The organism is Serratia sp. CY47444 (assembly GCF_052168635.1).
GTDB classification, from domain to species: Bacteria; Pseudomonadota; Gammaproteobacteria; order Enterobacterales; family Enterobacteriaceae; genus Serratia; species Serratia bockelmannii.
Genome location: NZ_JBJNMH010000008.1, coordinates 146,418 through 167,371 on the forward strand (window position 1 = coordinate 146,418; position 20,954 = coordinate 167,371).

The window sequence follows — 20,954 nt, forward strand, 5'->3', positions numbered from 1 at the left end:
TAAATCAATGGAATGGGAACATGCGACTGTTATTGGTTGAAGATCACCCCGAGCTGTCTCACTGGTTGCAAAAGGCGCTGACCGGCGCCGGCTTTGCCGTCGACGTCGCCCCGGACGGTGTGGCAGCGGATCACCTGCTGCTCAACGAACGCTATGCGCTCGCGGTGCTGGATGTGGCGCTGCCGCGTATGAACGGTCTGGATTTGCTGGCGCGCCTGCGCAAGCGCGGGCAGGATCTGCCGGTGCTGCTGCTGACGGCGCGCACCGACGTGGCCGACCGGGTAAAAGGCCTGAATCTGGGGGCGGACGATTACCTCACCAAGCCGTTCGAACTGGACGAGCTGGAAGCGCGTATTCGGGCGCTGCTGCGCCGCAGCGTCGGCGCCCCGCAGCCGGCGTTGCAGTACGGCGCGTTGACCTATCACGACGAAGGCTATTTTCTGCTGGAGAGCAAACCGCTGGCGCTGACGCCGCGTGAGCTGGCGGTGTTGACCGCGTTGATGCACCGGCGCGGCCGCCCGGTGGCCAAGCAACAGCTGTTCGAGCAGGTATTTACGTTGTCCGACGAGGCCAATCCGGAGAGCATCGAGCTTTACGTACACCGCCTGCGGAAAAAGCTGCAGGGCAGCGACGTGGCGATCGTCACGCTGCGTGGCCTGGGTTACAGCCTGGAGCTGTGCGATGCGGTGGTTTAACGCGCCGCGTTCGCTGTTCTATCAACTGCTATTGTTTTTTGGCCTGCCGCTGCTGGCGTTGGGCGGCATCTCTATCTACACCCACTATTTCAGCGCCATGAGCGCCGCCACCCTGGCTTACGATCGCACGCTGCTGGCGTCGGCGCGCACCGTAGCGGAGCGACTGGTGGTGCGCGAAGGCAAGCTGGCGGTTGATGTGCCCTATGTGGTGCTCGACAGCTTCGAGCGCAACATGAACGATCAGCTGTATTACGAGGTGATCTCGCCGCAGGGGAAAAGCATCTCGGGCTATGACGATTTGCCGCCTTTGCCGCCCCATATCCCGCGTTCCACGCTCTACCCGGCGCTGGTGCATTTTTACGATGCGGAATACCTCGGCAGGCCGATCCGCGTGGCGGCGCTGTTTCAACCGGTCAACGAGTCGGGCGTGAGCGGCATGGCGACCATTCTGGTGGCGGAAACCCCGGAGTCGCGCCGTTACCTGGCGCGGCAGATGATGATCGCGGCGCTGCTGAGCCAGGGCACGGTGGTGGCGTTAACCCTGATCCTGGCGTTCGCATTGCTCAAGCGGGTGTTGAAGCCGATGCGTAAGCTCTCCGGTATCATGCTGCGGCGCGATCCGGGCGAGCTGACGCCCTTGCCGCGGGTATTGCCATGGTCGGAGATGCAGCCGCTGCTGGTGGCGTTTAATCGTTACATCGAACGGCTGCGGCTGATGGTGGCACGTCAGGAGCGCTTCAGCGCCGACGCTTCGCACCAACTGCGCACGCCGCTGGCGGTGTTGAAGACTCAGGTAGGGGTAGCGCTGGCCAGTGACCGGCCGCAGCAGTGGCGCGAAAGCCTGCAGGCGATGAGCGCGACGCTGGATAATACCGTGTCGCTGACCGACCGCCTGCTGCATCTTTCACGCCTGAAGGCCAGCGAGCACCAGGCCGATCGTAAGTTGCAACCGGTCAACCTGGCGCAGGTGCTGCGCGACGCCTGCTTTTCCCGCTTGCCGCAGGCGCGCAGTAAACAGATCGATCTCGGGTTCGAAGGCGAGGCGGCGTGTCAAGTGGCGGGGGAGCCGCTGCTGTTGGCCGAGCTGTGCGCCAACCTGCTGGACAACGCGCTGAAATATACACCGCGTCAGGGCATGGTGACCGCTCGCCTCACGCAGGATAAGGCGGCAGGGGAAGGCGTGCTGGAGATAGAAGACAGCGGCCCCGGCATCGCCTTGCAGGACAAGGCGCTGGCGCTGCAGCCGTTTCACCGGCTGGACAACGTGGGCGATCAGCCGGGCGCCGGATTGGGACTGGCGTTGGTGAAAGACATCACCGCGTATCACGGCACCCGCCCGGAGCTGTTGAGCTCTGCCGCGCTGGGCGGCCTGTTGGTGCGGGTGCGTTTCAGGCTGCTGCCTTAAGCCTGTTCTTTGCAGGACTCTGCGTTGGCCGCCGGGGCTTTGGCTTTACGCGTCAGCGGCGTGCGCAGCCGCTGCGACAGGATAACGCCCAGCAGGGTAATGCCGCCGCCGATCAGGTGGTAACCGTGCAACTGCTCATGCAGGAACAGCACGGCGATAGCGGCGGTAAACACCGGTGCCAGGTTCATGAAGATCGAGGCGGTGTTGGCGCCCAGGCGCATCACGCCCTGGATCCACAGGAACGGGGCGATGATCGAAGCCGGAATGCCGGCGAACAGCACCAGCGGCAGGTTATGGCCGTTCAAGCCGACATCCTCCGCCATCAGGAAATTAGGCAGTAACAACAGCACGCCGAACAGGATCTGCACGTACAACGATTGCCAGTTCGGCAGCGCGATGGCCCAGCGTTTGGTCAACACGCCATACAGCGCGTACGAGGCGGTGGCGAGCAGCATCATCAATTCCCCTTTGCCGATACCGTGCTGCAACAGCACGCCGGGCTGACCGTCGCTGACCAGCCAGATCAGGCCGCAGAAGGAGAGTATGCTGCCGAGCAGCACGCCGACGGTTGGCGCAATGCGCAGTAGAACGATGCTGATCAGGATGGTCAGCAGCGGGATCAGCGACACGATGATGCCCATAAACAGCGCGCTGACGCTGTGCGCGGCGTAATAGGCCAGGCTTTGGTACAGCACCATGCCCAGCAGGCCGAGGATCATCAGCTTCCACCAGTTGGCGCGCACCTGCGCCCAGTTGCGCAGCACGCCCGGCAGCACGAACGGCGTGAGGGCAATCAGCGCCAGCAGCCAGCGGTAGAGCGAGATGGCCGCCGGATCGATGGCGGTGGCGGAGAGTTTGCTGACGACGGCATTAATCGACCAAATCAGCACGGCCAACAGCGGGAAGAGCATATTCATGATAATTATTCTCAATAACGTCCAACATGCTGGCTAGTCTACGCGTGTCCGGTTTATCATATATAGCGATATCCAGACAAAAATCGGCGTAAACAAGACAAATCACGGGACGAAACCATGCCAGAAATCCGCCATTTCCCCGAGTCGTTGATCCCGGCGCCCAACCCGGTGCAGTTCCGCTGCGAGGAGTTCAACGCGCGCACCGAATTCCAGCCGCACAGCCACACCTGGGGTCAGTTGATGTGGGTTAAAGCCGGGGTGATGGTGCTGCGCATCGGCGGGCAGCGCTTTCTGGCGCCGCCGGAGTTCGTGCTGTGGGCGCCGGCTGGCATCGAACACTCCTGCTATAACCAGCGGCTGGCGCAGTGCCGCATGGTGGACATCACGCCGGCGCTGTGCACCGGCATGCCGGCCGACCCCTGTCTGGTGAGCGTAACGCCGATATTCCGCGCCATCGCCGAGGATTTCTATGCGCGCAAGCAGTACATTCCGCAGGCGGAGGCGGATTTGCGTCTCTGCCAGGTGCTGATCGATCAGCTGCGCCTGTCGCCGCGCCAGCAAACCTATCTGCCGTCGTCGGACGACAAGTTCTTGGCACCGGTGCTGGAAGCGTTGGAGCATTGTCCGGCGGACAACACCTCGCTGGCGGCGTGGGCGGCTCGGGTCTACACCACCGAGCGCACGCTGTCGCGACGCTGCCAACAGGATCTGGGCATGTCGTTCAGCGAATGGCGCCAGCGCCTGCGGTTCCTGCATGCCGTCTCCCTGCTCGAGCAGGGCAAGACCGTGCAGGACGTGGCGTTAGACGTCGGCTACAGCTCCGCGTCGGCCTTTATCGTCATGTTCCAGCAGATCGCCGGCACTACCCCTGAGCGCTTTCGCCGTGCCTGATTCAGTGGCACACTATTTCGCAGACAAATAGCCGTAAACCGTCGGAGAACGCAGTGAAAATTCTGGTTGATGAAAATATGCCGTACGCGGCCGAGCTGTTCAGCCGCCTGGGCGAGGTGCAGGCGGTACCGGGCCGCCCGATCCCGCTCGAGGCGCTGGCGGATGCCGATGCGCTGATGGTGCGTTCGGTCACCAAGGTCAATGAAGCCTTGTTGGCCGGCAGCCATATCGACTTTGTCGGCACCGCCACCGCCGGCACCGATCACGTCGATGAAGCCTGGCTGCAACGTCAGGGCATCGGCTTTTCCGCCGCGCCGGGCTGCAACGCTATCGCGGTGGTCGAGTATGTGTTCTCTGCCTTGATGCTGCTGGCCGAACGCGACGGCTTCCACCTGCGGGATAAAACCGTCGGCATCGTCGGCGTGGGCAACGTTGGTTCCCGTCTGGACGCTCGCCTCAAAGCGCTGGGCGTGCGCACGCTGCTGTGCGATCCGCCGCGTGCCGATCGCGGCGACGCCGGGGAATTCTGGCCGTTGGAGAAGCTGGTGGCCGAGGCCGACGTGCTGACCTTCCATACGCCGTTGAATAAATCCGGCCCATACCATTCGCTGCATCTGGCGGACGCCGAGCTGTTGGCGGCCCTGCCGGACAACCGCATTCTGATCAACGCCTGCCGCGGGCCGGTGGTGGATAACGCCGCCTTGCTGCAGGCGCTGGAAAAGGGCAAAAAGCTGAGCACGGTGCTGGACGTGTGGGAACCGGAGCCGGATCTCGCCTTACCGCTGCTGGCGCGGGTGGATATTGGCACCGCGCACATCGCTGGGTATACGCTGGAAGGCAAGGCGCGCGGCACCACCCAGGTGTTCGAGGCGTTCAGCCGCCATCTGGGGCAGCCGCAACAGGTGGCGCTGGCCTCGCTGTTGCCGGTGCCGGAGTTCAGCCAGATCCGCCTCAATGGGCCGCTGGATGAAGCGCGGTTAAAACGATTGATGCACTTGGTGTATGATGTGCGCCGCGATGATGCGCCGCTGCGCAAAGTCGCTGGGCAACCGGGCGAATTCGATCGCCTGCGTAAGCACTATCAGGAGCGCCGCGAGTGGTCTTCGCTGGCCGTGCAATGCGATGACAGCGCCAGCGCCGAGCTGCTCGGCAAGCTGGGCTTTAGCCTGGCGTAGCGCGTAAGGTTGTCTTAAGCCAACGCCGCTACAGTGAGCGGTAAAGATTATCGGGCGGTGATTGCACTGCCCGTCTGCTTTTATGAATGAAATACTCTGGAGAAAACCCGATGTCTGACGGCTGGAATATCGCGCTGCTCGGCGCCACTGGCGCGGTAGGTGAAGCGTTGCTGGAATTGTTGCAGGAACGCCAGTTCCCGGTGGGTGAGCTCTATCCTCTGGCAAGCGAACGCAGCGCGGGCGCCAATGTGCGCTTCAACGGCAAGTCTCTTCTGGTGCAGAACGCCGAAGAGTTCGACTGGTCGCAGGCCCAACTGGCCTTCTTCGTCGCCGGCAGCGACGCTTCCGCTCGCTATGCCGAAGAGGCCGGCAACATGGGCTGCCTGGTGATCGACACCAGCGGTCTGTTCGCCATGGAGCCGGATGTGCCGCTGGTAGTCCCTGGCGTTAACCCGCAGGTGCTGGCGGATTACCGCAACCGCAATATCGTCGCGGTGGCCGACAGCATGGTCAGCCAGCTGCTGACGGCGATCAAACCGCTGACCGAACAGGCGGGGCTCTCGCGTCTGCACGTTACCACGCTGATGTCGGTATCCTCGCGCGGCAAGGCCGCGGTGGACGATCTGGCCGGCCAGAGCGCGCGCCTGCTGAACGGCATTCCTGCCGAGGAAGGCGTCTTCGCTAAACAGCTGGCGTTTAACCTGCTGCCGCTCGTTGCCGACGAGCAGGGCAGCGTGCGCGAAGAGCGTCTGATCGTCGATCAGGTGCGCAAGGTGCTGCAGGACGAAGGGTTGCCGATTTCGGTGAGCTGCGTTCAGTCGCCGGTGTTTTACGGCCATGCGCAGGTGGTGCACCTGGAAGCGCTGCGCCCGCTGTCCGCCGAAGAGGCGCGCAGCGAGCTCGAAGAAGTCGAGGACATTCAGCTGAGCGAAGAGGACGATTACCCGACTCAGGTGACCGAAGCCTCCGGCAGCGATGCGCTCAGCATCGGTTGCCTGCGTAACGATTACGGCATTCCCGAGCTGCTGCAGTTCTGGACGGTGGCGGACAACGTGCGCTTCGGCGGCGCGTTAATGGCGATCGAAACCGCCGAGCGTCTGGTGCAGGAGCAGATGTACTGATGTCAGAGGTGGTCTCGCCCGCTCAGCCGACGCTGAAGGTAGCGCTGGGCATCGAATATGACGGCAGCCGGTACTACGGCTGGCAGCGGCAGCAAGAAGTGGCCAGCGTGCAGGAGCGCCTTGAGCAGGCGTTGAGCAAGGTGGCGGATGCGCCGATCAACGTGCTGTGCGCCGGGCGCACCGACGCCGGGGTGCACGCCACCGGGCAGGTGGTGCATTTCGAAACCACCGCGCGTCGCAAGGACGCCGCCTGGACGATGGGCGTGAACACCCATTTGCCGCCGGACATCGCGGTGCGCTGGGTGAGCCCCGTCGCCGACGATTTTCACGCGCGTTTCAGCGCTACCGCGCGCCGTTACCGCTATATTATTTTCAACCATCGCTACCGGCCGGCGGTGTTGCAACAGGGGGTGACGCACTTTTATCACCCGCTGGATGCCGATCGCATGCACCGGGCGGCGCAGGCGCTGCTGGGCGAGAATGACTTCACCTCGTTCCGCGCGGTGCAGTGTCAGTCGCGCACCCCGTGGCGCTGCGTAAAACACGTTAAGGTTACGCGCTACGGCGAATATATTGTGGTAGATATCAAGGCGAATGCCTTTGTGCATCACATGGTTCGCAATATCGTCGGCAGCCTGATGGAGATCGGCTGCGGCAATCAGGATGAGAACTGGATGGCCGAGTTGCTGGCGCTGAAGGATCGCAATCTGGCGGCGGCGACGGCGCGAGCCGAGGGGCTGTATCTGGTTGCCGTGGACTATCCCGATCATTTTGGTCTACCGCGGCCACCGATGGGGCCGCTGTTTTTGCCCGACGATTAAACGCCGGCACGCCTGAAAGCGTCGCTCCCTTGTGCTTCTGCCGGGTGATTGAAACACCCGGTATCAATGAGAGAATTTATGGACATCATCAAGTTTATTATTGATTTCATTTTGCATATTGATGTGCACCTGGCCGAGCTGGTCGCACAATACGGCATGTGGGTCTACGCTATTCTGTTCCTGATCTTGTTTTGCGAAACCGGCCTGGTGGTGACGCCGTTCCTGCCGGGGGATTCTTTGCTGTTTGTCGCCGGCGCGCTGGCGGCGTTGCCGACCAACGATCTCAACGTGCACACCATGGTGGCGTTGATGGCCGTAGCGGCGATCATTGGCGATGCGGTGAACTACACTATCGGGCGGTTGTTCGGCGAGAAGCTGTTCAGCAACCCGAACTCGAAAATTTTCCGCCGTAGCTACCTGGACAAGACGCATCAGTTCTATGAGAAGCACGGTGGGAAAACGATTATTCTGGCGCGATTCGTGCCGATCGTGCGTACTTTTGCGCCGTTCGTCGCCGGCATGGGGCATATGTCCTATCGCCACTTCGCCGCCTACAACGTGATTGGTGCACTGGTTTGGGTGCTGCTCTTCACTTATGCTGGCTACCTGTTCGGCGATCTGCCGGTGGTGCAGGAGAACCTGAAACTGTTGATCGTCGGGATCATCATCGTTTCGATTCTGCCGGGCGTGATTGAAATTTGGCGTCACAAGCGCGCGGCCGCCCGCCAGCAAAAACAGTAAAAACATCGCTTAACCTGTCGGTTCGACCAGTTTTTTGTCCACAGCGCCGGGCCGATATGGTTTAATGAGCGACATTATGGTCTGTTCCTGCGAACAACCCTGAAGCCGATGCCTCAGTCGCCGCGCTTGCCGCGCCGCGAACGGGCATTTTTTCATTGGGGTGTTTTCAGGGGGATTGTTAAAGCATGAACAGCGGACTGGCGTGTGCCAGGTTCAAACAGAAAGGTCATCGATGAGCTGGATTGAACGAATTCTTAACAAGAGCAATATCACACAAACCCGTAAGGCGAGCATTCCTGAAGGGGTCTGGACCAAATGCGACAGCTGCGGCCAGGTTCTCTACCGCGCCGAGCTGGAGCGTAATCTGGAAGTGTGTCCGAAGTGCGACCACCACATGCGTATGGGCGCGCGCGCGCGTCTGCATACCCTGCTGGACGAAGGCAGTGAAGTGGAGCTGGGCAGCGATCTGGAGCCGAAGGACGTTCTGAAATTCAAGGATTCCAAGCGCTATAAAGATCGTCTGGTCGCCGCACAGAAAGCGACCGGCGAGAAAGATGCGCTGGTGGTGATGAAGGGCACGCTGTACGGTATGCCGATCGTCGCCGCATCCTTCGAATTCGCTTTCATCGGCGGCTCAATGTCTTCCGTGGTCGGCGCGCGTTTCGTGCGTGCGGTTGAGCAGGCGCTGGAGGACAACTGTCCACTAGTGTGCTTCTCCGCCAGCGGCGGCGCGCGCATGCAGGAAGCGCTGATGTCGCTGATGCAGATGGCGAAAACCAGCGCGGCGTTGGCTAAGATGCAGGAGCGCGGCTTGCCGTACATCTCCGTGCTGACCGACCCGACCATGGGCGGCGTCTCTGCCAGCCTGGCGATGCTGGGCGACATCAATATCGCCGAGCCGAAAGCGCTGATCGGCTTTGCCGGCCCGCGCGTCATCGAGCAGACCGTGCGCGAGAAACTGCCGCCTGGCTTCCAGCGCAGCGAGTTCCTGATCGAAAAAGGCGCGATCGACATGATTGTTCGCCGTCCGGAGATGCGCCAAACGTTGGCGAGCATTCTGTCCAAGCTGACCAACCAACCGCAGCCGCATTTCGATGAGGCCGCGCCGGTCATTGAGCCGGAGCCGCAGGCCGACGCCTGAGGCAAAGACAGATCCCGCCCGGGTTCAGCCGCCACTTTGTGGCTAAGTGACGGCTGATGCCCGTTCCCTGCCGGCCGTGGCCTATCGCGCCATGGTTTGCGGGTTGGCGGCGGTTACGAAGCGCATCGCCTTTACCGCGGTGAGGGTGGTGCCCTGATGGATTAATGAACCCAAGTTCAGTGACGGGACTCATGCAAAACCACCAAATTCCCCAAGCCACGTCGCCATTGAGCTCGTGGCTTTACTATCTGGAACGTCTGCACAGCCAGGCGATCGAACTCGGTCTTGAGCGCGTACAGCGCGTCGCGGCGCATCTGGATTTACTGACCCCCGCTCCTACGGTGTTCACCGTTGCCGGCACCAACGGCAAAGGCACGACCTGTCGTACCCTCGAAGCCATTCTGCTGGCCGCCGGCCTGCGCGTCGGCGTCTACAGTTCGCCGCATCTGGTGCGCTATACCGAACGCGTGCGCATTCAGGGGGAAGAGCTGAGCGAAGCGGAGCACAGCCGCTCGTTCGCCGCCATTGAAGCCGGCCGCGGCGAAACGTCGCTGACCTATTTCGAATTCGGCACCCTGTCGGCGCTGCAGCTGTTCAAACAGGCGCGGCTCGACGTGGTGATCCTGGAAGTGGGCCTGGGCGGGCGTCTCGACGCCACCAATATCGTCGATCCGAGCGTGGCGGTGATCACCAGCATTGCGCTCGATCATACTGACTGGCTGGGCAACGATCGCGAAAGCATCGGCCGTGAAAAGGCCGGTATTTTCCGCAGCGGCAAGCCGGCGGTGGTGGGCGAACCCGACATGCCGGACAGCATTCGCCAGGTCGCCGAAACGCTGGGCGCACCGCTGTATCGCCGCGGTGAAGCCTGGAGCTTCAGCGAGCAGGGCGATCGCTGGCAGTGGCAGGGCGGCGACACGCAGCTGACCGATCTGCCGACGCCGAACGTACCGCTGGCCAACGCCGCTACCGCGCTGGCGGCGCTGAACTGTTCCCCGCTGGAAATCGACGAACGCGCGATCTTCACAGGGCTGCAGCAGGCGACGCTGCCGGGGCGTTTCCAGATCGTGCGGCGGGAGCCGATGCTGATCCTCGACGTGGCACACAACCCGCACGCCGCCGGCTATCTGGCCGGGCGTCTGGCCAAGCTGCCGCGCGACGGCGGCAAGGTGCGCGCGGTGGTGGGCATGCTGTCCGACAAGGATATCGCCGGCACGCTGGCCTGCCTCAGCGAGCAGGTGGATGAATGGTACTGCGCACCGCTCGACGGGCCGCGCGGTGCCAGCGTCGAACAGCTGGCGCAGCATCTGACGGAACCGCGCCGCTTTAATGATGTCGAAACTGCCTGGCGGCAGGCTATGCAGGATGCTGATAAACAGGATATTGTGATCGTCTGTGGATCGTTCCACACCGTGGCGCAGGTGATGGCGGCGTTAGACGAGATGCGGGGAGTGTGAGTGGCGAGTAAATTTCAGAACCGACTGGTTGGAACCGTGATTCTGGTGGCGCTGGGGGTAATCATCCTGCCAGGGTTGCTGGACGGCAAAAAGAAGCATTACGAGGATGAGTTCGCGGCCATTCCATTGGTGCCGAAGGCGGGCGACGTCGAAGAGAACGACGTGCTGCCGCCGGTGACGCAGCCGTTGCCGGCGCAGCCGCCGGAAGGGGCGGGCGCGCTGGTCGAGCAGCAGGCGGCCAACGAAGCGGCGGCGCAACAGGCGGTGCGGCAGAGCGCTCAGCAACCGACGCAGGTGGCGCCGCCGCCGGTCGAGACGCGTCCTCAGCCGGTGCAGCAGCCTAAGCCGAAGCCGGTGGAAACCAAACCGGTGGAAGTGAAACCAAAACCGGTACCGCAGCCGAAGCCGGTGGAGGTGAAACCGGTGCCGAAGCCGGAACCGACGCCGAAACCAGAACCGACGCCGCAGCCAAAACCGGCGGAAGAAAAAGCGCCGTCCGGGCAAGCTTATGTCGTGCAGCTCGGGGCGCTGAAGAACGCCGCCAAGGCGAACGAGATTGTCGCTTCGCTGCGTCTCTCGGGCTATCGCGCCTTTACCGTGCCGTCAACGCCGGTGCAAGGGCAGATCACCCGCATCTACGTTGGCCCGGACGCTTCCAAGCAGAAGCTGCAGGCGGCGCTGCCGTCGCTGAACTCGATCAGCGGGCTGAGCGGGCAGGTGAAGCCGTACGGCCGTTAAACCCCGCGGGGGCGCAGCAGGATGCGCCCCTGAATTCAGGAGTGGTGGAGAGAAAGCGAGAGAAACCGCGCCTTTTACAGGCGAAATCACCTATGTAGGCGCGGCGATTGGGAATTTTTTAATCGCCGCTTTTTATTTGTAACGTGGTAGGAAATCCCCTACGCAAACGTTTTCTTTTTCTGTTAGAATTCGCCGCGAATTGGATGCAGGGGCGATTCATCATTGGAATAGTTCATGGTCTGGATTGATTACGTCATTATAGCGGTGATTGGATTTTCGGCTCTGGTGAGCCTGATCCGAGGGTTTGTTCGCGAAGCATTGTCACTTGTGACATGGGGATGTGCGTTTTTTGTTGCCAGCCATTTCTACTCTTACCTTGCGGTCTATTTCACTCGTTTTGAAGATGAACTGGTGCGAAACGGCATCGCGATCGCGATTTTGTTCATCGCGACCCTGATCGTAGGGGCTATTGTTAACTATGTGATTAGCTCACTGGTAGAGAAAACCGGGTTGTCGGGCACCGACCGGGTGCTGGGCATCTGCTTCGGCGCACTGCGCGGCGTGTTGATTGTCGCGGCGATCCTGTTCTTCCTGGATACCTTTACCGGCTTTTCACAAAGTGCCGACTGGAAACAGTCGCAGCTGATCCCCCAGTTCAGTTACGTCATCAGGTGGTTCTTTGACTACCTGCAGAGCACGTCGAGTTTCTTGCCGACCCAATTGCCGGGGCGGTAGCGCTGATGAGGAAAAGACAACATGTGCGGTATTGTCGGTATCGCCGGTTTCATGCCGGTAAACCAGTCGATTTATGATGCGCTGACGGTGCTTCAGCACCGTGGCCAGGATGCCGCAGGCATCGTCACCATTGACGCCCACAACGGGTTCCGTTTGCGTAAAGCCAACGGCCTGGTGAAGGATGTGTTTGAGGCGCGCCATATGCAACGCTTGCAGGGCAACATGGGCATTGGCCATGTGCGTTACCCGACGGCCGGCAGCTCGAGCGCCTCTGAGGCCCAGCCTTTCTACGTCAACTCGCCGTTCGGCATTACGCTGGCCCACAACGGCAACCTGACCAACGCCCATGAGCTGCGCCAAAAGCTGTTCGAAAGCGGCCGCCGCCATGTCAACACCACCTCCGACTCGGAAATCCTGCTGAACGTGCTGGCCAGCGAGCTGGATCGCTTCCCGCACTATCCGCTGGAAGCCGACAACATCTTTACCGCGGTCGCCGCTATGCATCAGCAACTGCGCGGCGCTTACGCCTGCGTGGCGATGATCATCGGTCATGGCCTGCTGGCGTTCCGCGATCCCAACGGCATTCGTCCGCTGGTGATCGGTAAGCGCACGCTGGAGGATGGCCGCAGCGAGTACATGGTGGCTTCCGAGAGCGTGGCGCTGGATACCCTGGGCTTTGAGTTCCTGCGCGATGTGGCGCCGGGCGAAGCGGTGTACATCACCACCAAGGGCCAGCTGTTCACCCGCCAGTGCGCAGAGAACCCGAAAACCAACCCGTGCCTGTTCGAATATGTTTATTTTGCGCGCCCAGACTCCTTTATGGACAAGATCTCGGTCTACAGCGCCCGCGTGCGCATGGGCCAGAAGCTGGGTGAGAAGATCGCCCGCGAGTGGGAAGATCTGGATATCGACGTGGTGATCCCGATTCCTGAAACTTCCTGCGATATCGCGCTGGAGATCGCGCGTATTCTCGAGAAGCCCTACCGCCAGGGCTTCGTGAAAAACCGCTACGTTGGCCGCACCTTTATCATGCCGGGCCAGCAGGCGCGTCGCCAGTCGGTACGCCGCAAGCTGAACGCCAACCGTGCCGAGTTCCGCGACAAGAACGTGCTGCTGGTGGATGACTCCATCGTGCGCGGCACGACCTCTGAGCAAATCGTCGAGATGGCGCGCGAAGCGGGCGCTAAGCGCGTGTATCTGGCTTCCGCCGCGCCGGAAGTGCGTTTCCCTAACGTCTACGGCATCGACATGCCGAGCGCCAACGAACTGATCGCCCACGGGCGTGAAGTGGATGAAATCCGTCAGATTATCGGCGCCGACGGGCTGATCTTCCAGGACCTCGACGATCTGATCGAAGCGGTGCGCGAAGAGAACCCGGACATCATCCAGTTCGAATGCTCGGTCTTCAATGGTATCTACGTGACCAAAGACGTCGACCAAAGCTATCTGGAATACCTGGAGTCGCTGCGCAGCGACGATGCCAAGGCGATGCGGGTGCAAACCGAAGCGGAAAATCTGGAACTGCACAACGAAGGCTAACGGTCTGCGTTGATCCCTCAAGGTGCATCGCCGCGTCTGCGGCGGTGCACCTTGTTCCTCTGACTTGCTTATCCCTCGCCATTGCGGCAAAGTCTGCCTGATCTTACTTTTTACGGCAGAGGCCATTCTTCATGAAACGACTCATCATCGGCATTTCCGGCGCCAGCGGCGCGATCTACGGCGTGCGCCTGTTACAGGTTTTGCGCGACGTCGCAGAGGTGGAAACCCATCTGGTGATGAGTAATGCTGCAAGACAGACGCTGGCGCTGGAAACGCCGTACAGCCTACGGGAAGTGCAGGCGCTGGCCGACGTGGTGCACGATGCGCGCGACATCGCCGCCGGCATCTCCTCCGGCTCTTTCAAAACCCTGGGTATGGCGATCCTGCCATGCTCAATCAAAACCCTGTCCGGCATCGTCAACAGCTACAGCGACGGGCTGCTGACCCGCGCCGCCGACGTGGTGCTCAAAGAGCGCCGCCGTTTGGTCTTGTGCGTGCGGGAAACGCCGTTGCATCTTGGCCATTTACGGCTGATGACGCAGGCGGCGGAGATGGGCGCGGTGATCATGCCGCCGGTGCCGGCGTTTTACCACCAGCCAAAAAGCGTGCAAGACATCATCGATCAGACCGTCAATCGGGTGATCGACCAGTTTGATATCGAATTGCCGACCGATCTGTTCACCCGCTGGCAGGGTGCTAATTAACAGTTTTATCCCTAAATTGGTACATTTGTGCAACACCGCACTGAATTGGGGCGGAGTATGCACCATAATGATCCCACTTCATCACGCTCACTGTTTCATGGCGCCGCCTTATTGCGGTTGCCAGTGGCGCGGCCCCAACCGGCCGATTTAATTTTGCGGTTATCGTCCCAGGAAACAGTATTGTGAAGGCCGGAGCCGTTCCCTCCGCCCGTAGCACCTAATGTGGCACGATTACTGCAAATTGATTTGGTGGGGAAAGTAATGCCCGTAGTGGCATCAAAAAAATCAATTTGAGGGTAATTTATGAAAAAGCGGGTTTTGATTTTGCCGTTAGTTCTGGCTTTGAGCGCCGCCAGCAGCGCCTTTGCCGCCATTCCTTCCACGCTGAAGATTGGCACCGATCCGACTTACGCACCGTTTGAATCCAAAAACGCCAAAGGCGAATTGGTTGGCTTTGACATTGATTTGGCCAAAGAGCTGTGCAAACGCATCAATACCCAATGCACCTTCGTGGAGAGCGACTTCGACGCGCTGATCCCCTCCCTCAAGGCGAAGAAAATCGACGCCATCATCTCTTCGCTGTCCATCACTGAAAAACGCCAGCAGGAAATCGCCTTTACCGACAAGCTGTATGCCGCCAACGCGCGTCTGATCGCGCCGAAAGGGTCCAAGCTGTTGCCTACCGTGGACGCTCTGAAAGGCAAGAGCGTGGGCGTGCTGCAGGGTACCACCCAGGAAGCCTACGCCAACGCCATGTGGCAGCCGAAGGGCATCACCGTCGTGCCTTACCAGAACCAGGATCTGGTTTACGCCGATCTGGCTTCCGGCCGTATTGACGCCGCCTTCCAGGATGAAGTGGCGGGCAGCGACGGCTTCCTGAAACAGCCGCCGGGCAAAGACTATGCGTTCGCCGGCGAATCGGTGAAGGATGACAAGTTCTTCGGCGTCGGCACCGGCATGGGGCTGCGCAAGACCGATACCGAGCTGAAAGCGGCGCTGGACAAAGCCTTCGCCGAGATACGCAAAGACGGCACCTACGACAAATACGCGAAAAAGTACTTCGACTTTGACGTCTACGGCGGGTAATCCGCTTACCGTTCCATGCTGTGACTGCGGGGCCGGCGTGCCGGCCCCGATGGTTCGGATCCTAGACCACAGGGTGAAGTAGATGCTGCAAGGCTATTCCCAACTGATTTTCGAGGGGGCTCTGGTGACGTTGGAGCTGGCCCTCAGTTCCGTGTTGCTGGCGGTGGTGATCGGCCTGATCGGCGCCGGTGGCAAACTGTCTCATAACCCCTTTATCTCCGGTCTGTTCGGCGCCTATACCACGCTGATCCGCGGCGTGCCCGATCTGGTGCTGATGCTGCTGATCTTTTACGGCCTGCAAATCGCGCTGAACAACATCACCACGCTGCTCGGCTTCTCGCAGATCGATATCGATCCGCTCGGCGCCGGTATCATTACCCTCGGCTTTATCTACGGTGCTTACTTCACTGAGACCTTCCGCGGCGCCTATCTGGCGGTGCCGAAAGGGCAGATCGAAGCGGCGACGGCCTACGGCTTCAGCGGCGCGCAGATCTTTCGGCGCATTCTGTTCCCGGCGATGATGCGTTTCGCTTTGCCGGGCATCGGCAACAACTGGCAGGTGATCCTGAAGGCGACGGCGCTGGTGTCGATCCTCGGCCTGAACGACGTGGTGAAAGCCACGCAGCTGGCGGGGAAAGGCACCTATCAGCCGTTCTTCTTCGCCATCGTGGCCGGCGTGGTGTACCTGATCTTCACTACCGTTTCCAACGGCGTGCTGCTGTGGCTTGAACGGCGTTACTCACTGGGCGTCAAGAGGGCCGAGCTATGATCGAGATTTTGCAACAGTATTGGCAGTCGCTGCTGTGGAGCGACGGCTACCGTTTCACCGGCGTGGCAGTCACGCTGTGGCTGCTGATCGCCTCGGTGGTGATGGGCGGGCTGCTGGCGATCCCGATGGCGGTGGCGCGCGTCTCTTCCCTTCGCTGGGTGCGTTTCCCGGTGTGGCTTTACACCTATGTGTTTCGCGGTACGCCGCTGTACGTGCAGCTGCTGGTGTTCTACTCCGGCATGTACAGCCTCGAGATTGTGCGCGGCACCGAGTTTCTTAATGCGTTTTTCCGCAGCGGGCTTAACTGCACCATCCTGGCGCTGACGCTCAATACCTGCGCCTATACCACCGAGATCTTCGCCGGGGCGATCCGCGCGGTGCCGCACGGTGAAATCGAGGCCGCCAACGCCTACGGTTTCTCGCGCTTCAAGATGTATCGCTGCATCATTTTGCCTTCGGCACTGCGCACCGCGTTGCCGGCTTACAGCAACGAAGTGATCCTGATGCTGCACTCCACCGCGCTGGCGTTTACCGCCACCGTGCCGGATCTGCTGAAGATCGCGCGCGACATCAACGCCGCGACTTACCAGCCGTTCTACGCTTTCGGCATCGCGGCGGTGCTGTACCTGATCATCTCCTACGTGTTAATCAGCCTGTTCCGCAAAGCTGAAAAACGCTGGATGGCACACGTTAGTCACTGATAAATGACGGGAAGAAAAACCATGTCTGAGAATAAATTAGCCGTCACGGAACTGCACAAACGCTATGGCGACCACGAAGTGCTGAAAGGCGTCTCGCTGGCGGCCAACGCCGGGGATGTGATCAGCATCATCGGCTCCTCTGGCTCCGGCAAAAGCACCTTTCTGCGCTGCATCAACTTCCTCGAGAAGCCGAGCGAAGGCTCGATCAGCCTGAACAACGAAGATATTCGCATGGTGCGCGACAAGGACGGCCAGCTGAAAGTGTTCGACAAGAAGCAGCTGCAGCTGCTGCGCACCCGCCTGACCATGGTGTTCCAGCACTTTAACCTGTGGAGCCATATGACGGTGCTGGAGAACGTGATGGAGGCGCCGGTGCAGGTGCTGGGGCTGAGCAAGGCCGACGCGCATGAGCGCGCGGTGCGTTACCTGGATAAAGTGGGCATCGACGAGCGGGCGCGCGGCAAGTACCCGGTGCACCTGTCGGGTGGCCAGCAGCAGCGCGTCTCCATTGCTCGCGCATTGGCGATGGAGCCGGAGGTGCTGCTGTTTGACGAACCGACGTCGGCGCTGGATCCCGAGCTGGTGGGCGAGGTGCTGCGCATCATGCAGAAGCTGGCGGAGGAGGGAAAAACCATGGTGGTGGTGACGCACGAAATGGAATTTGCGCGCCACGTTTCCAACCACGTGATCTTCCTACACAAAGGGTTGATCGAAGAGCAGGGGCCGCCGGCCGAGCTGTTCGGCAACCCCAAAAGCCCGCGCCTGCAGCAGTTCCTGTCCGGCGCGTTGAAGTAACCTCAGATCAGCGGGCTTCGGCCCGCTGATTAATCACGTCATCCAATGCCTGTTCCAATTCCAGATAGCGGAAGTGGAAGCCGGCCTCTTCCAGGCGCTTCGGCACCGCCCGCTGCCCGCCGAGCACCAGCACCGCCGCTTCCCCCATCAACAGCCGCATGGCGAACGCCGGCACCCGCAGAAACGCCGGGCGATCGAGCACGTTGGCCAATTGGGCGGCGAACTGCTCGTTGTGCACCGGGTAGGGCGCGACCATGTTAAACGGGCCGCTCAGCGTGGCGTGATCCAGTAGATAAATAATGCCGTTGACCATGTCGTCGAGATGGATCCACGGCAGATATTGGCGACCGTCGCCGATCGGGCCGCCCAGCCCGAAGCGGAACGGCGGCAGCATTTTGGCCAGCGCGCCGCCCTGTGGCGCCAGCACCACGCCGGTGCGCAGCAGGCAGACGCGGGTGGCATCGCTTTGCGCCTGCAGCGCCAGCGTTTCCCAGCGTTGACACAGTTGGTGGGTGAATTCGTCGTGCGGTGGCTCCTCTTCGGTCACCACCGCCTGCCCCTGATCGCCGTAGTAGCCGACGGCGGAACCGGAAATCAACACGCCGGGCGGCGTGCTGCCGTCCTTGATAAGCTGCGCCAATCGTTCGGTCAGATCCCAACGGCTGCGGCACAGGCGCTCTTTCTGCTGTGCGCTCCAGCGCTTGTCGGCGATAGGTTCGCCGGCCAGGTTGATCACCGCGTCGAATTCATCCAGCGACTGCCGGTCGTCCAGCGTTTGCCAATAGCTCGGCCGATCGCCCAGCCGGGCTCGGGCTCGCCGCTCGTCTCGGGTCAACACCGTAATGTGGTGAGAAAGCGCCAGCAGCCTGGCCGTCAGACTGCTGCCTATCAATCCCGTTGCGCCGGTGATCAGGATCCGCATGGTCGACCTCCCTGAGTTAGTCCCGGCGGTAGCTCATGGTCATGGAAACCGAATCGGCGTAGCGCAGGGCCAGAAGTTTATCTATCTCCACTTCAGCATAGGTTACCCAGGCGTGTTCTTTTACGATGTCGAGCACATCCTGCGTTAATTTTTCCAGCAACGCGAAACGGTTATCTTCCACATGGCGGATGATCGCTTTGGTGATGGTGCGGTAGTTGAGTGCATCGGCGATGTCTTCGCTGTTGCGCGCTTTGTCCGCCGGGTAGTGGATCACCACGTTGATCAGGACGTCCTGTCGGTTGTTGATTTCCTCTTCCTTGATACCGATGAACGTGCGCAGCCGCAGATTTTTAATGCGAATAACGGCGTCGGGTTGACTGAAAGACATCAGAGATTCTCCATAGGTCTGATTATTAGCGTTCAGAATACACGGAAAGTAAGGAAAAGATAACGAGGGGACGATGTGACTCCCCGGCCGACGGGGAGTCGGGGAAGGCGCTTAGCCTTGTTCGGCCAGTTTGTAGGCGCGCTCGGTCGCCGGGCGGTTGCTGATGCGCTCGAACCAGTTGCGCACCGCTGGGTAATCTGCCAGATCGATGCGTTGACGCGGATGCGATACGACCCACGGATAGGTGGCGATATCGGCGATGCTGTAGTTGTCGCCGCCCAGGTACGGGTGTTTTTGCAGTTCAGCTTCCAGCACGCCGTACAGCCGCTTGGTCTCCAGATGGTAACGCTCGATGGCGTAAGGCACCGGCTGCGGCGCGTAGTGATTAAAGTGGTGATTCTGCCCGAGCATCGGCCCGAACCCGGCCACCTGCCAGAACAACCACTGTAGGGTCGCGGCGCGTTCGCGCAGGCCGGTGCTCAGCAGCTTGCCGGTCTTCTCCGCCAGATACAGCAGGATTTCCCCGGATTCGAACAGGCTGATTGGCGCGCCGCCGTCCACCGGTTGCTGATCGACGATCGCCGGGATTTTGTTGTTGGGAGAAATGCTCAGAAAGTCCGGTTTGAACTGGTCGCCGGCGCTGATGTTTACGCGATGGATACGGTAGGGTAAGCCGACCTCTTCCAAAAACAAGGTGATCTTGTGACCATTGGGAGTAGGCGCGTAATACAGGTCAATCATGTTGCCTCCTGCGGTAAGGTGATCTGTAATTCATTACACGTTGCTGCGGTCTTCGCCGCGCACAAAGGTATATCAGAGATCCAACAATAGCAGCTAAGGATAGCAGGCTATGTGGGATTCGTCCGATGCTATCTGCTCGGTTGGATCACAATTCTCCATCGGGGCGGGCGGCGGTTTGCCGCACGGCGCCAGCGCGGTAAAATGGCGCTTATTTCCCTCTATAGGACAAGGTTATGAAGCTGATGTTCGCCTCGGATATTCACGGATCGCTGCCTGCTACCGAACGCGTGCTGGAATTGTTCGCACAAAACGGCGCCGACTGGTTGATTCTTCTGGGTGATTTGCTGAATCACGGCCCGCGCAACGCGCTGCCGGCCGGGTATCAGCCCGCTCAGGTTGCCGAACGATTGAATCGCTATAGCGACAAGATCATCGCCGTTCGCGGCAATTGCGACAGCGAGGTCGATCAGATGCTGTTGACGTTTCCCATCGAGGCGCCCTGGCAACAGGTTTTACTGCAAAAAAGACGATTGTTTTTGACCCACGGTCACCTTTATCATCCCTCGGCACTGCCGCCGTTATCCCGCGGTGACGTCCTGGCCTACGGCCATACGCATCTGCCGCAGGCGGAGCGGCAGGGTGAGATCTATTGCTTCAATCCGGGCTCGGTCAGCATCCCCAAAGGGGGCTTTCCGGCCAGCTACGGCATGTTGGATCGGGGCACTTTGAGCGTGCTGACGCTCGACGACGGCAAGGTCGTCGCGGAGGTGGCGGTAACACGCTAAACGCACTAATTTATACACACACAATAAAAATCTTTGAAAAACACTCATTGATTAACCAGCGCGCGGGATGCATCGCGCCAAAATAGAAGGTTTTAGAGGATGGCGGAACAGGGTCAGGCTGCAGATACCGAATGGGTTGATATCGTCGACGAGCAAAACGAGGTGATTGCTCAATCCAGTCGTCAACAGATGCGGGCGGAGCGGCTGCGCCATCGTGCTACCTATATTGTGGTGCATGATGGGATGGGAAAAATTCTGGTGCAGCGTCGCACCGAGATCAAGGACTTCTACCCGGGCTGGTTGGACGCGACGGCGGGTGGCGTAGTGCAAAGCGGTGAAAACGTGCTGGATTCAGCGCGTCGCGAGGCGGAAGAAGAGCTGGGCATCGCCGGCGTGCCTTTCGCCGAGCACGGTCTGTTCTACTTCGAAGAAGATCAGTGCCGGGTGTGGGGCGCGCTGTTCAGCTGCGTGTCGCACGGCCCGTTCGCGCTGCAGGAAGAGGAAGTGGCCGAGGTATGCTGGCTGACGCCGGAAGAGATCACTGCGCGTTGCGACGAGTTTACCCCGGATTCGCTGAAGGCGCTGTCGCTGTGGCTGACGCGCAACAACGAACAGGATTACGGTAAGCCGCTCGATAACCACTGAGACGCCAACGCGTGAGAAAGCCGGTCATCGACCGGCTTTTTT

Annotated in this window: 23 protein-coding genes; 19 read left to right on the forward strand and 4 right to left on the reverse strand. The window is 60.6% G+C overall.

Translation table 11 applies throughout. The annotated features are described in order from the left end of the window. Nucleotides 1–20: 20 nt before the first annotated feature. A complete protein-coding gene (tctD, locus tag ACJ8IL_RS13105; RefSeq protein WP_025303698.1) occupies nucleotides 21–695 on the forward strand; it encodes a transcriptional regulator TctD in 675 nt (224 codons plus the stop codon). Further along, entirely contained in the window at nucleotides 682–2,100 is a 1,419-nt protein-coding gene (locus ACJ8IL_RS13110) for a sensor histidine kinase N-terminal domain-containing protein (protein WP_442516588.1), read from the forward strand. The genes tctD and ACJ8IL_RS13110 overlap by 14 nt, the downstream gene beginning before the upstream one ends. Here the strand turns inward: ACJ8IL_RS13110 and ACJ8IL_RS13115 are convergent. After that, complete coding sequence (locus ACJ8IL_RS13115; RefSeq protein WP_342095417.1) at nucleotides 2,097–3,017, reverse strand: DMT family transporter; 921 nt, start codon at nucleotides 3,015–3,017, stop codon at nucleotides 2,097–2,099. The two genes, ACJ8IL_RS13110 and ACJ8IL_RS13115, sit on opposite strands and share 4 nt — an antisense overlap. Nucleotides 3,018–3,134: 117 nt before the next feature. Between ACJ8IL_RS13115 and ACJ8IL_RS13120 the strand changes: the two genes are divergently transcribed. From ACJ8IL_RS13120 to hisP, 15 genes are all read left to right on the forward strand, one after another. Beyond that, nucleotides 3,135–3,908 carry an AraC family transcriptional regulator gene (locus ACJ8IL_RS13120; protein WP_025303695.1) on the forward strand — a complete coding sequence of 258 codons (774 nt, stop codon included), beginning with the start codon at nucleotides 3,135–3,137 and terminating at the stop codon, nucleotides 3,906–3,908. Between the two features lie 53 nt (nucleotides 3,909–3,961). Further along, entirely contained in the window at nucleotides 3,962–5,083 is a 1,122-nt protein-coding gene (pdxB, locus tag ACJ8IL_RS13125) for a 4-phosphoerythronate dehydrogenase PdxB (protein ID WP_043140127.1), read from the forward strand. A gap of 110 nt (nucleotides 5,084–5,193) precedes the next feature. Beyond that, nucleotides 5,194–6,204, forward strand: coding sequence for an aspartate-semialdehyde dehydrogenase (locus ACJ8IL_RS13130; protein WP_025303693.1), 1,011 nt, complete (start codon nucleotides 5,194–5,196; stop codon nucleotides 6,202–6,204). Continuing rightward, nucleotides 6,204–7,025 (forward strand): tRNA pseudouridine(38-40) synthase TruA, encoded by an 822-nt coding sequence (gene truA, locus ACJ8IL_RS13135; RefSeq protein WP_025303692.1) that lies wholly within the window; start codon nucleotides 6,204–6,206, stop codon nucleotides 7,023–7,025. Before ACJ8IL_RS13130 ends, truA begins: the two co-directional genes overlap by 1 nt. Nucleotides 7,026–7,103: 78 nt before the next feature. Beyond that, nucleotides 7,104–7,766, forward strand: a complete 663-nt coding sequence (locus tag ACJ8IL_RS13140; RefSeq protein WP_004936130.1) for a DedA family protein — start codon at nucleotides 7,104–7,106, stop codon at nucleotides 7,764–7,766. 232 nt (nucleotides 7,767–7,998) lie between these two features. Further along, on the forward strand, nucleotides 7,999–8,907 hold the full coding sequence (gene accD / locus ACJ8IL_RS13145; RefSeq protein WP_025303691.1) for an acetyl-CoA carboxylase, carboxyltransferase subunit beta: 909 nt from the start codon (nucleotides 7,999–8,001) through the stop codon (nucleotides 8,905–8,907). A 191-nt stretch (nucleotides 8,908–9,098) separates the two neighbouring features. Then, on the forward strand, nucleotides 9,099–10,364 hold the full coding sequence (folC, locus tag ACJ8IL_RS13150) for a bifunctional tetrahydrofolate synthase/dihydrofolate synthase (RefSeq protein ID WP_043140120.1): 1,266 nt from the start codon (nucleotides 9,099–9,101) through the stop codon (nucleotides 10,362–10,364). Further along, complete coding sequence (dedD, locus tag ACJ8IL_RS13155) at nucleotides 10,365–11,102, forward strand: cell division protein DedD (RefSeq protein ID WP_049203693.1); 738 nt, start codon at nucleotides 10,365–10,367, stop codon at nucleotides 11,100–11,102. Between the two features lie 234 nt (nucleotides 11,103–11,336). Further along, nucleotides 11,337–11,837: a colicin V production protein gene (gene cvpA, locus ACJ8IL_RS13160; protein WP_004936119.1), complete on the forward strand. Its 501-nt coding sequence runs from the start codon at nucleotides 11,337–11,339 to the stop codon at nucleotides 11,835–11,837. 21 nt (nucleotides 11,838–11,858) lie between these two features. After that, nucleotides 11,859–13,376: an amidophosphoribosyltransferase gene (gene purF / locus ACJ8IL_RS13165; protein ID WP_025303688.1), complete on the forward strand. Its 1,518-nt coding sequence runs from the start codon at nucleotides 11,859–11,861 to the stop codon at nucleotides 13,374–13,376. Between the two features lie 131 nt (nucleotides 13,377–13,507). Further along, nucleotides 13,508–14,080, forward strand: coding sequence for a UbiX family flavin prenyltransferase (locus tag ACJ8IL_RS13170; protein WP_060433724.1), 573 nt, complete (start codon nucleotides 13,508–13,510; stop codon nucleotides 14,078–14,080). A gap of 303 nt (nucleotides 14,081–14,383) precedes the next feature. Continuing rightward, nucleotides 14,384–15,166 carry a histidine ABC transporter substrate-binding protein HisJ gene (hisJ, locus tag ACJ8IL_RS13175; RefSeq protein WP_442516589.1) on the forward strand — a complete coding sequence of 261 codons (783 nt, stop codon included), beginning with the start codon at nucleotides 14,384–14,386 and terminating at the stop codon, nucleotides 15,164–15,166. An 82-nt stretch (nucleotides 15,167–15,248) separates the two neighbouring features. Beyond that, nucleotides 15,249–15,935: a histidine ABC transporter permease HisQ gene (locus ACJ8IL_RS13180; RefSeq protein ID WP_025303686.1), complete on the forward strand. Its 687-nt coding sequence runs from the start codon at nucleotides 15,249–15,251 to the stop codon at nucleotides 15,933–15,935. Continuing rightward, nucleotides 15,932–16,636: an ABC transporter permease gene (locus ACJ8IL_RS13185; RefSeq protein ID WP_025303685.1), complete on the forward strand. Its 705-nt coding sequence runs from the start codon at nucleotides 15,932–15,934 to the stop codon at nucleotides 16,634–16,636. The genes ACJ8IL_RS13180 and ACJ8IL_RS13185 overlap by 4 nt, the downstream gene beginning before the upstream one ends. 21 nt (nucleotides 16,637–16,657) lie before the next feature. After that, the gene (gene hisP / locus ACJ8IL_RS13190; protein WP_004936098.1) at nucleotides 16,658–17,431 is read left to right on the forward strand and encodes a histidine ABC transporter ATP-binding protein HisP; all 774 of its coding nucleotides are present in this window, start codon (nucleotides 16,658–16,660) and stop codon (nucleotides 17,429–17,431) included. Between the two features lie 7 nt (nucleotides 17,432–17,438). On the opposite strand, the gene ACJ8IL_RS13195 is transcribed toward hisP, so the two are convergent. From ACJ8IL_RS13195 to yfcG, 3 genes are all read right to left on the reverse strand, one after another. Then, nucleotides 17,439–18,353, reverse strand: coding sequence for a TIGR01777 family oxidoreductase (locus tag ACJ8IL_RS13195; RefSeq protein ID WP_060433722.1), 915 nt, complete (start codon nucleotides 18,351–18,353; stop codon nucleotides 17,439–17,441). Nucleotides 18,354–18,369: 16 nt separating this feature from the next. Next, entirely contained in the window at nucleotides 18,370–18,741 is a 372-nt protein-coding gene (folX, locus tag ACJ8IL_RS13200) for a dihydroneopterin triphosphate 2'-epimerase (RefSeq protein ID WP_025303682.1), read from the reverse strand. A 111-nt stretch (nucleotides 18,742–18,852) separates the two neighbouring features. After that, nucleotides 18,853–19,482 (reverse strand): GSH-dependent disulfide bond oxidoreductase, encoded by a 630-nt coding sequence (yfcG, locus tag ACJ8IL_RS13205; RefSeq protein ID WP_043140104.1) that lies wholly within the window; start codon nucleotides 19,480–19,482, stop codon nucleotides 18,853–18,855. 233 nt (nucleotides 19,483–19,715) lie between these two features. Here yfcG and yfcE point away from each other — a divergent pair, with 233 nt between their 5' ends. Together yfcE and yfcD are read left to right on the forward strand one after the other, a co-directional pair. Next, nucleotides 19,716–20,267 (forward strand): phosphodiesterase, encoded by a 552-nt coding sequence (yfcE, locus tag ACJ8IL_RS13210; protein ID WP_435957658.1) that lies wholly within the window; start codon nucleotides 19,716–19,718, stop codon nucleotides 20,265–20,267. A gap of 99 nt (nucleotides 20,268–20,366) precedes the next feature. Beyond that, complete coding sequence (gene yfcD, locus ACJ8IL_RS13215; RefSeq protein WP_025303679.1) at nucleotides 20,367–20,912, forward strand: NUDIX hydrolase YfcD; 546 nt, start codon at nucleotides 20,367–20,369, stop codon at nucleotides 20,910–20,912. Nucleotides 20,913–20,954: the final 42 nt, after the last annotated feature.

What these genes read in the sequence shown, in the direction of transcription:
- hisJ (WP_442516589.1), top strand. Translation starts at nt 14,384, where the DNA reads ATGAAAAAGCGGGTTTTGATTTTGCCGTTAGTTCTGGCTTTGAGCGCC.
- ACJ8IL_RS13130 (WP_025303693.1), top strand. Translation starts at nt 5,194, where the DNA reads ATGTCTGACGGCTGGAATATCGCGCTGCTCGGCGCCACTGGCGCGGTA.
- ACJ8IL_RS13140 (WP_004936130.1), top strand. Translation starts at nt 7,104, where the DNA reads ATGGACATCATCAAGTTTATTATTGATTTCATTTTGCATATTGATGTG.
- accD (WP_025303691.1), top strand. Translation starts at nt 7,999, where the DNA reads ATGAGCTGGATTGAACGAATTCTTAACAAGAGCAATATCACACAAACC.
- yfcE (WP_435957658.1), top strand. Translation starts at nt 19,716, where the DNA reads ATGAAGCTGATGTTCGCCTCGGATATTCACGGATCGCTGCCTGCTACC.
- cvpA (WP_004936119.1), top strand. Translation starts at nt 11,337, where the DNA reads ATGGTCTGGATTGATTACGTCATTATAGCGGTGATTGGATTTTCGGCT.
- ACJ8IL_RS13120 (WP_025303695.1), top strand. Translation starts at nt 3,135, where the DNA reads ATGCCAGAAATCCGCCATTTCCCCGAGTCGTTGATCCCGGCGCCCAAC.
- ACJ8IL_RS13185 (WP_025303685.1), top strand. Translation starts at nt 15,932, where the DNA reads ATGATCGAGATTTTGCAACAGTATTGGCAGTCGCTGCTGTGGAGCGAC.
- folC (WP_043140120.1), top strand. Translation starts at nt 9,099, where the DNA reads ATGCAAAACCACCAAATTCCCCAAGCCACGTCGCCATTGAGCTCGTGG.
- truA (WP_025303692.1), top strand. Translation starts at nt 6,204, where the DNA reads ATGTCAGAGGTGGTCTCGCCCGCTCAGCCGACGCTGAAGGTAGCGCTG.
- ACJ8IL_RS13110 (WP_442516588.1), top strand. Translation starts at nt 682, where the DNA reads ATGCGGTGGTTTAACGCGCCGCGTTCGCTGTTCTATCAACTGCTATTG.
- yfcG (WP_043140104.1), bottom strand. Translation starts at nt 19,482, where the DNA reads ATGATTGACCTGTATTACGCGCCTACTCCCAATGGTCACAAGATCACC.
- ACJ8IL_RS13195 (WP_060433722.1), bottom strand. Translation starts at nt 18,353, where the DNA reads ATGCGGATCCTGATCACCGGCGCAACGGGATTGATAGGCAGCAGTCTG.
- ACJ8IL_RS13180 (WP_025303686.1), top strand. Translation starts at nt 15,249, where the DNA reads ATGCTGCAAGGCTATTCCCAACTGATTTTCGAGGGGGCTCTGGTGACG.
- purF (WP_025303688.1), top strand. Translation starts at nt 11,859, where the DNA reads ATGTGCGGTATTGTCGGTATCGCCGGTTTCATGCCGGTAAACCAGTCG.
- hisP (WP_004936098.1), top strand. Translation starts at nt 16,658, where the DNA reads ATGTCTGAGAATAAATTAGCCGTCACGGAACTGCACAAACGCTATGGC.
- folX (WP_025303682.1), bottom strand. Translation starts at nt 18,741, where the DNA reads ATGTCTTTCAGTCAACCCGACGCCGTTATTCGCATTAAAAATCTGCGG.
- yfcD (WP_025303679.1), top strand. Translation starts at nt 20,367, where the DNA reads ATGGCGGAACAGGGTCAGGCTGCAGATACCGAATGGGTTGATATCGTC.
- tctD (WP_025303698.1), top strand. Translation starts at nt 21, where the DNA reads ATGCGACTGTTATTGGTTGAAGATCACCCCGAGCTGTCTCACTGGTTG.
- ACJ8IL_RS13170 (WP_060433724.1), top strand. Translation starts at nt 13,508, where the DNA reads ATGAAACGACTCATCATCGGCATTTCCGGCGCCAGCGGCGCGATCTAC.
- ACJ8IL_RS13115 (WP_342095417.1), bottom strand. Translation starts at nt 3,017, where the DNA reads ATGAATATGCTCTTCCCGCTGTTGGCCGTGCTGATTTGGTCGATTAAT.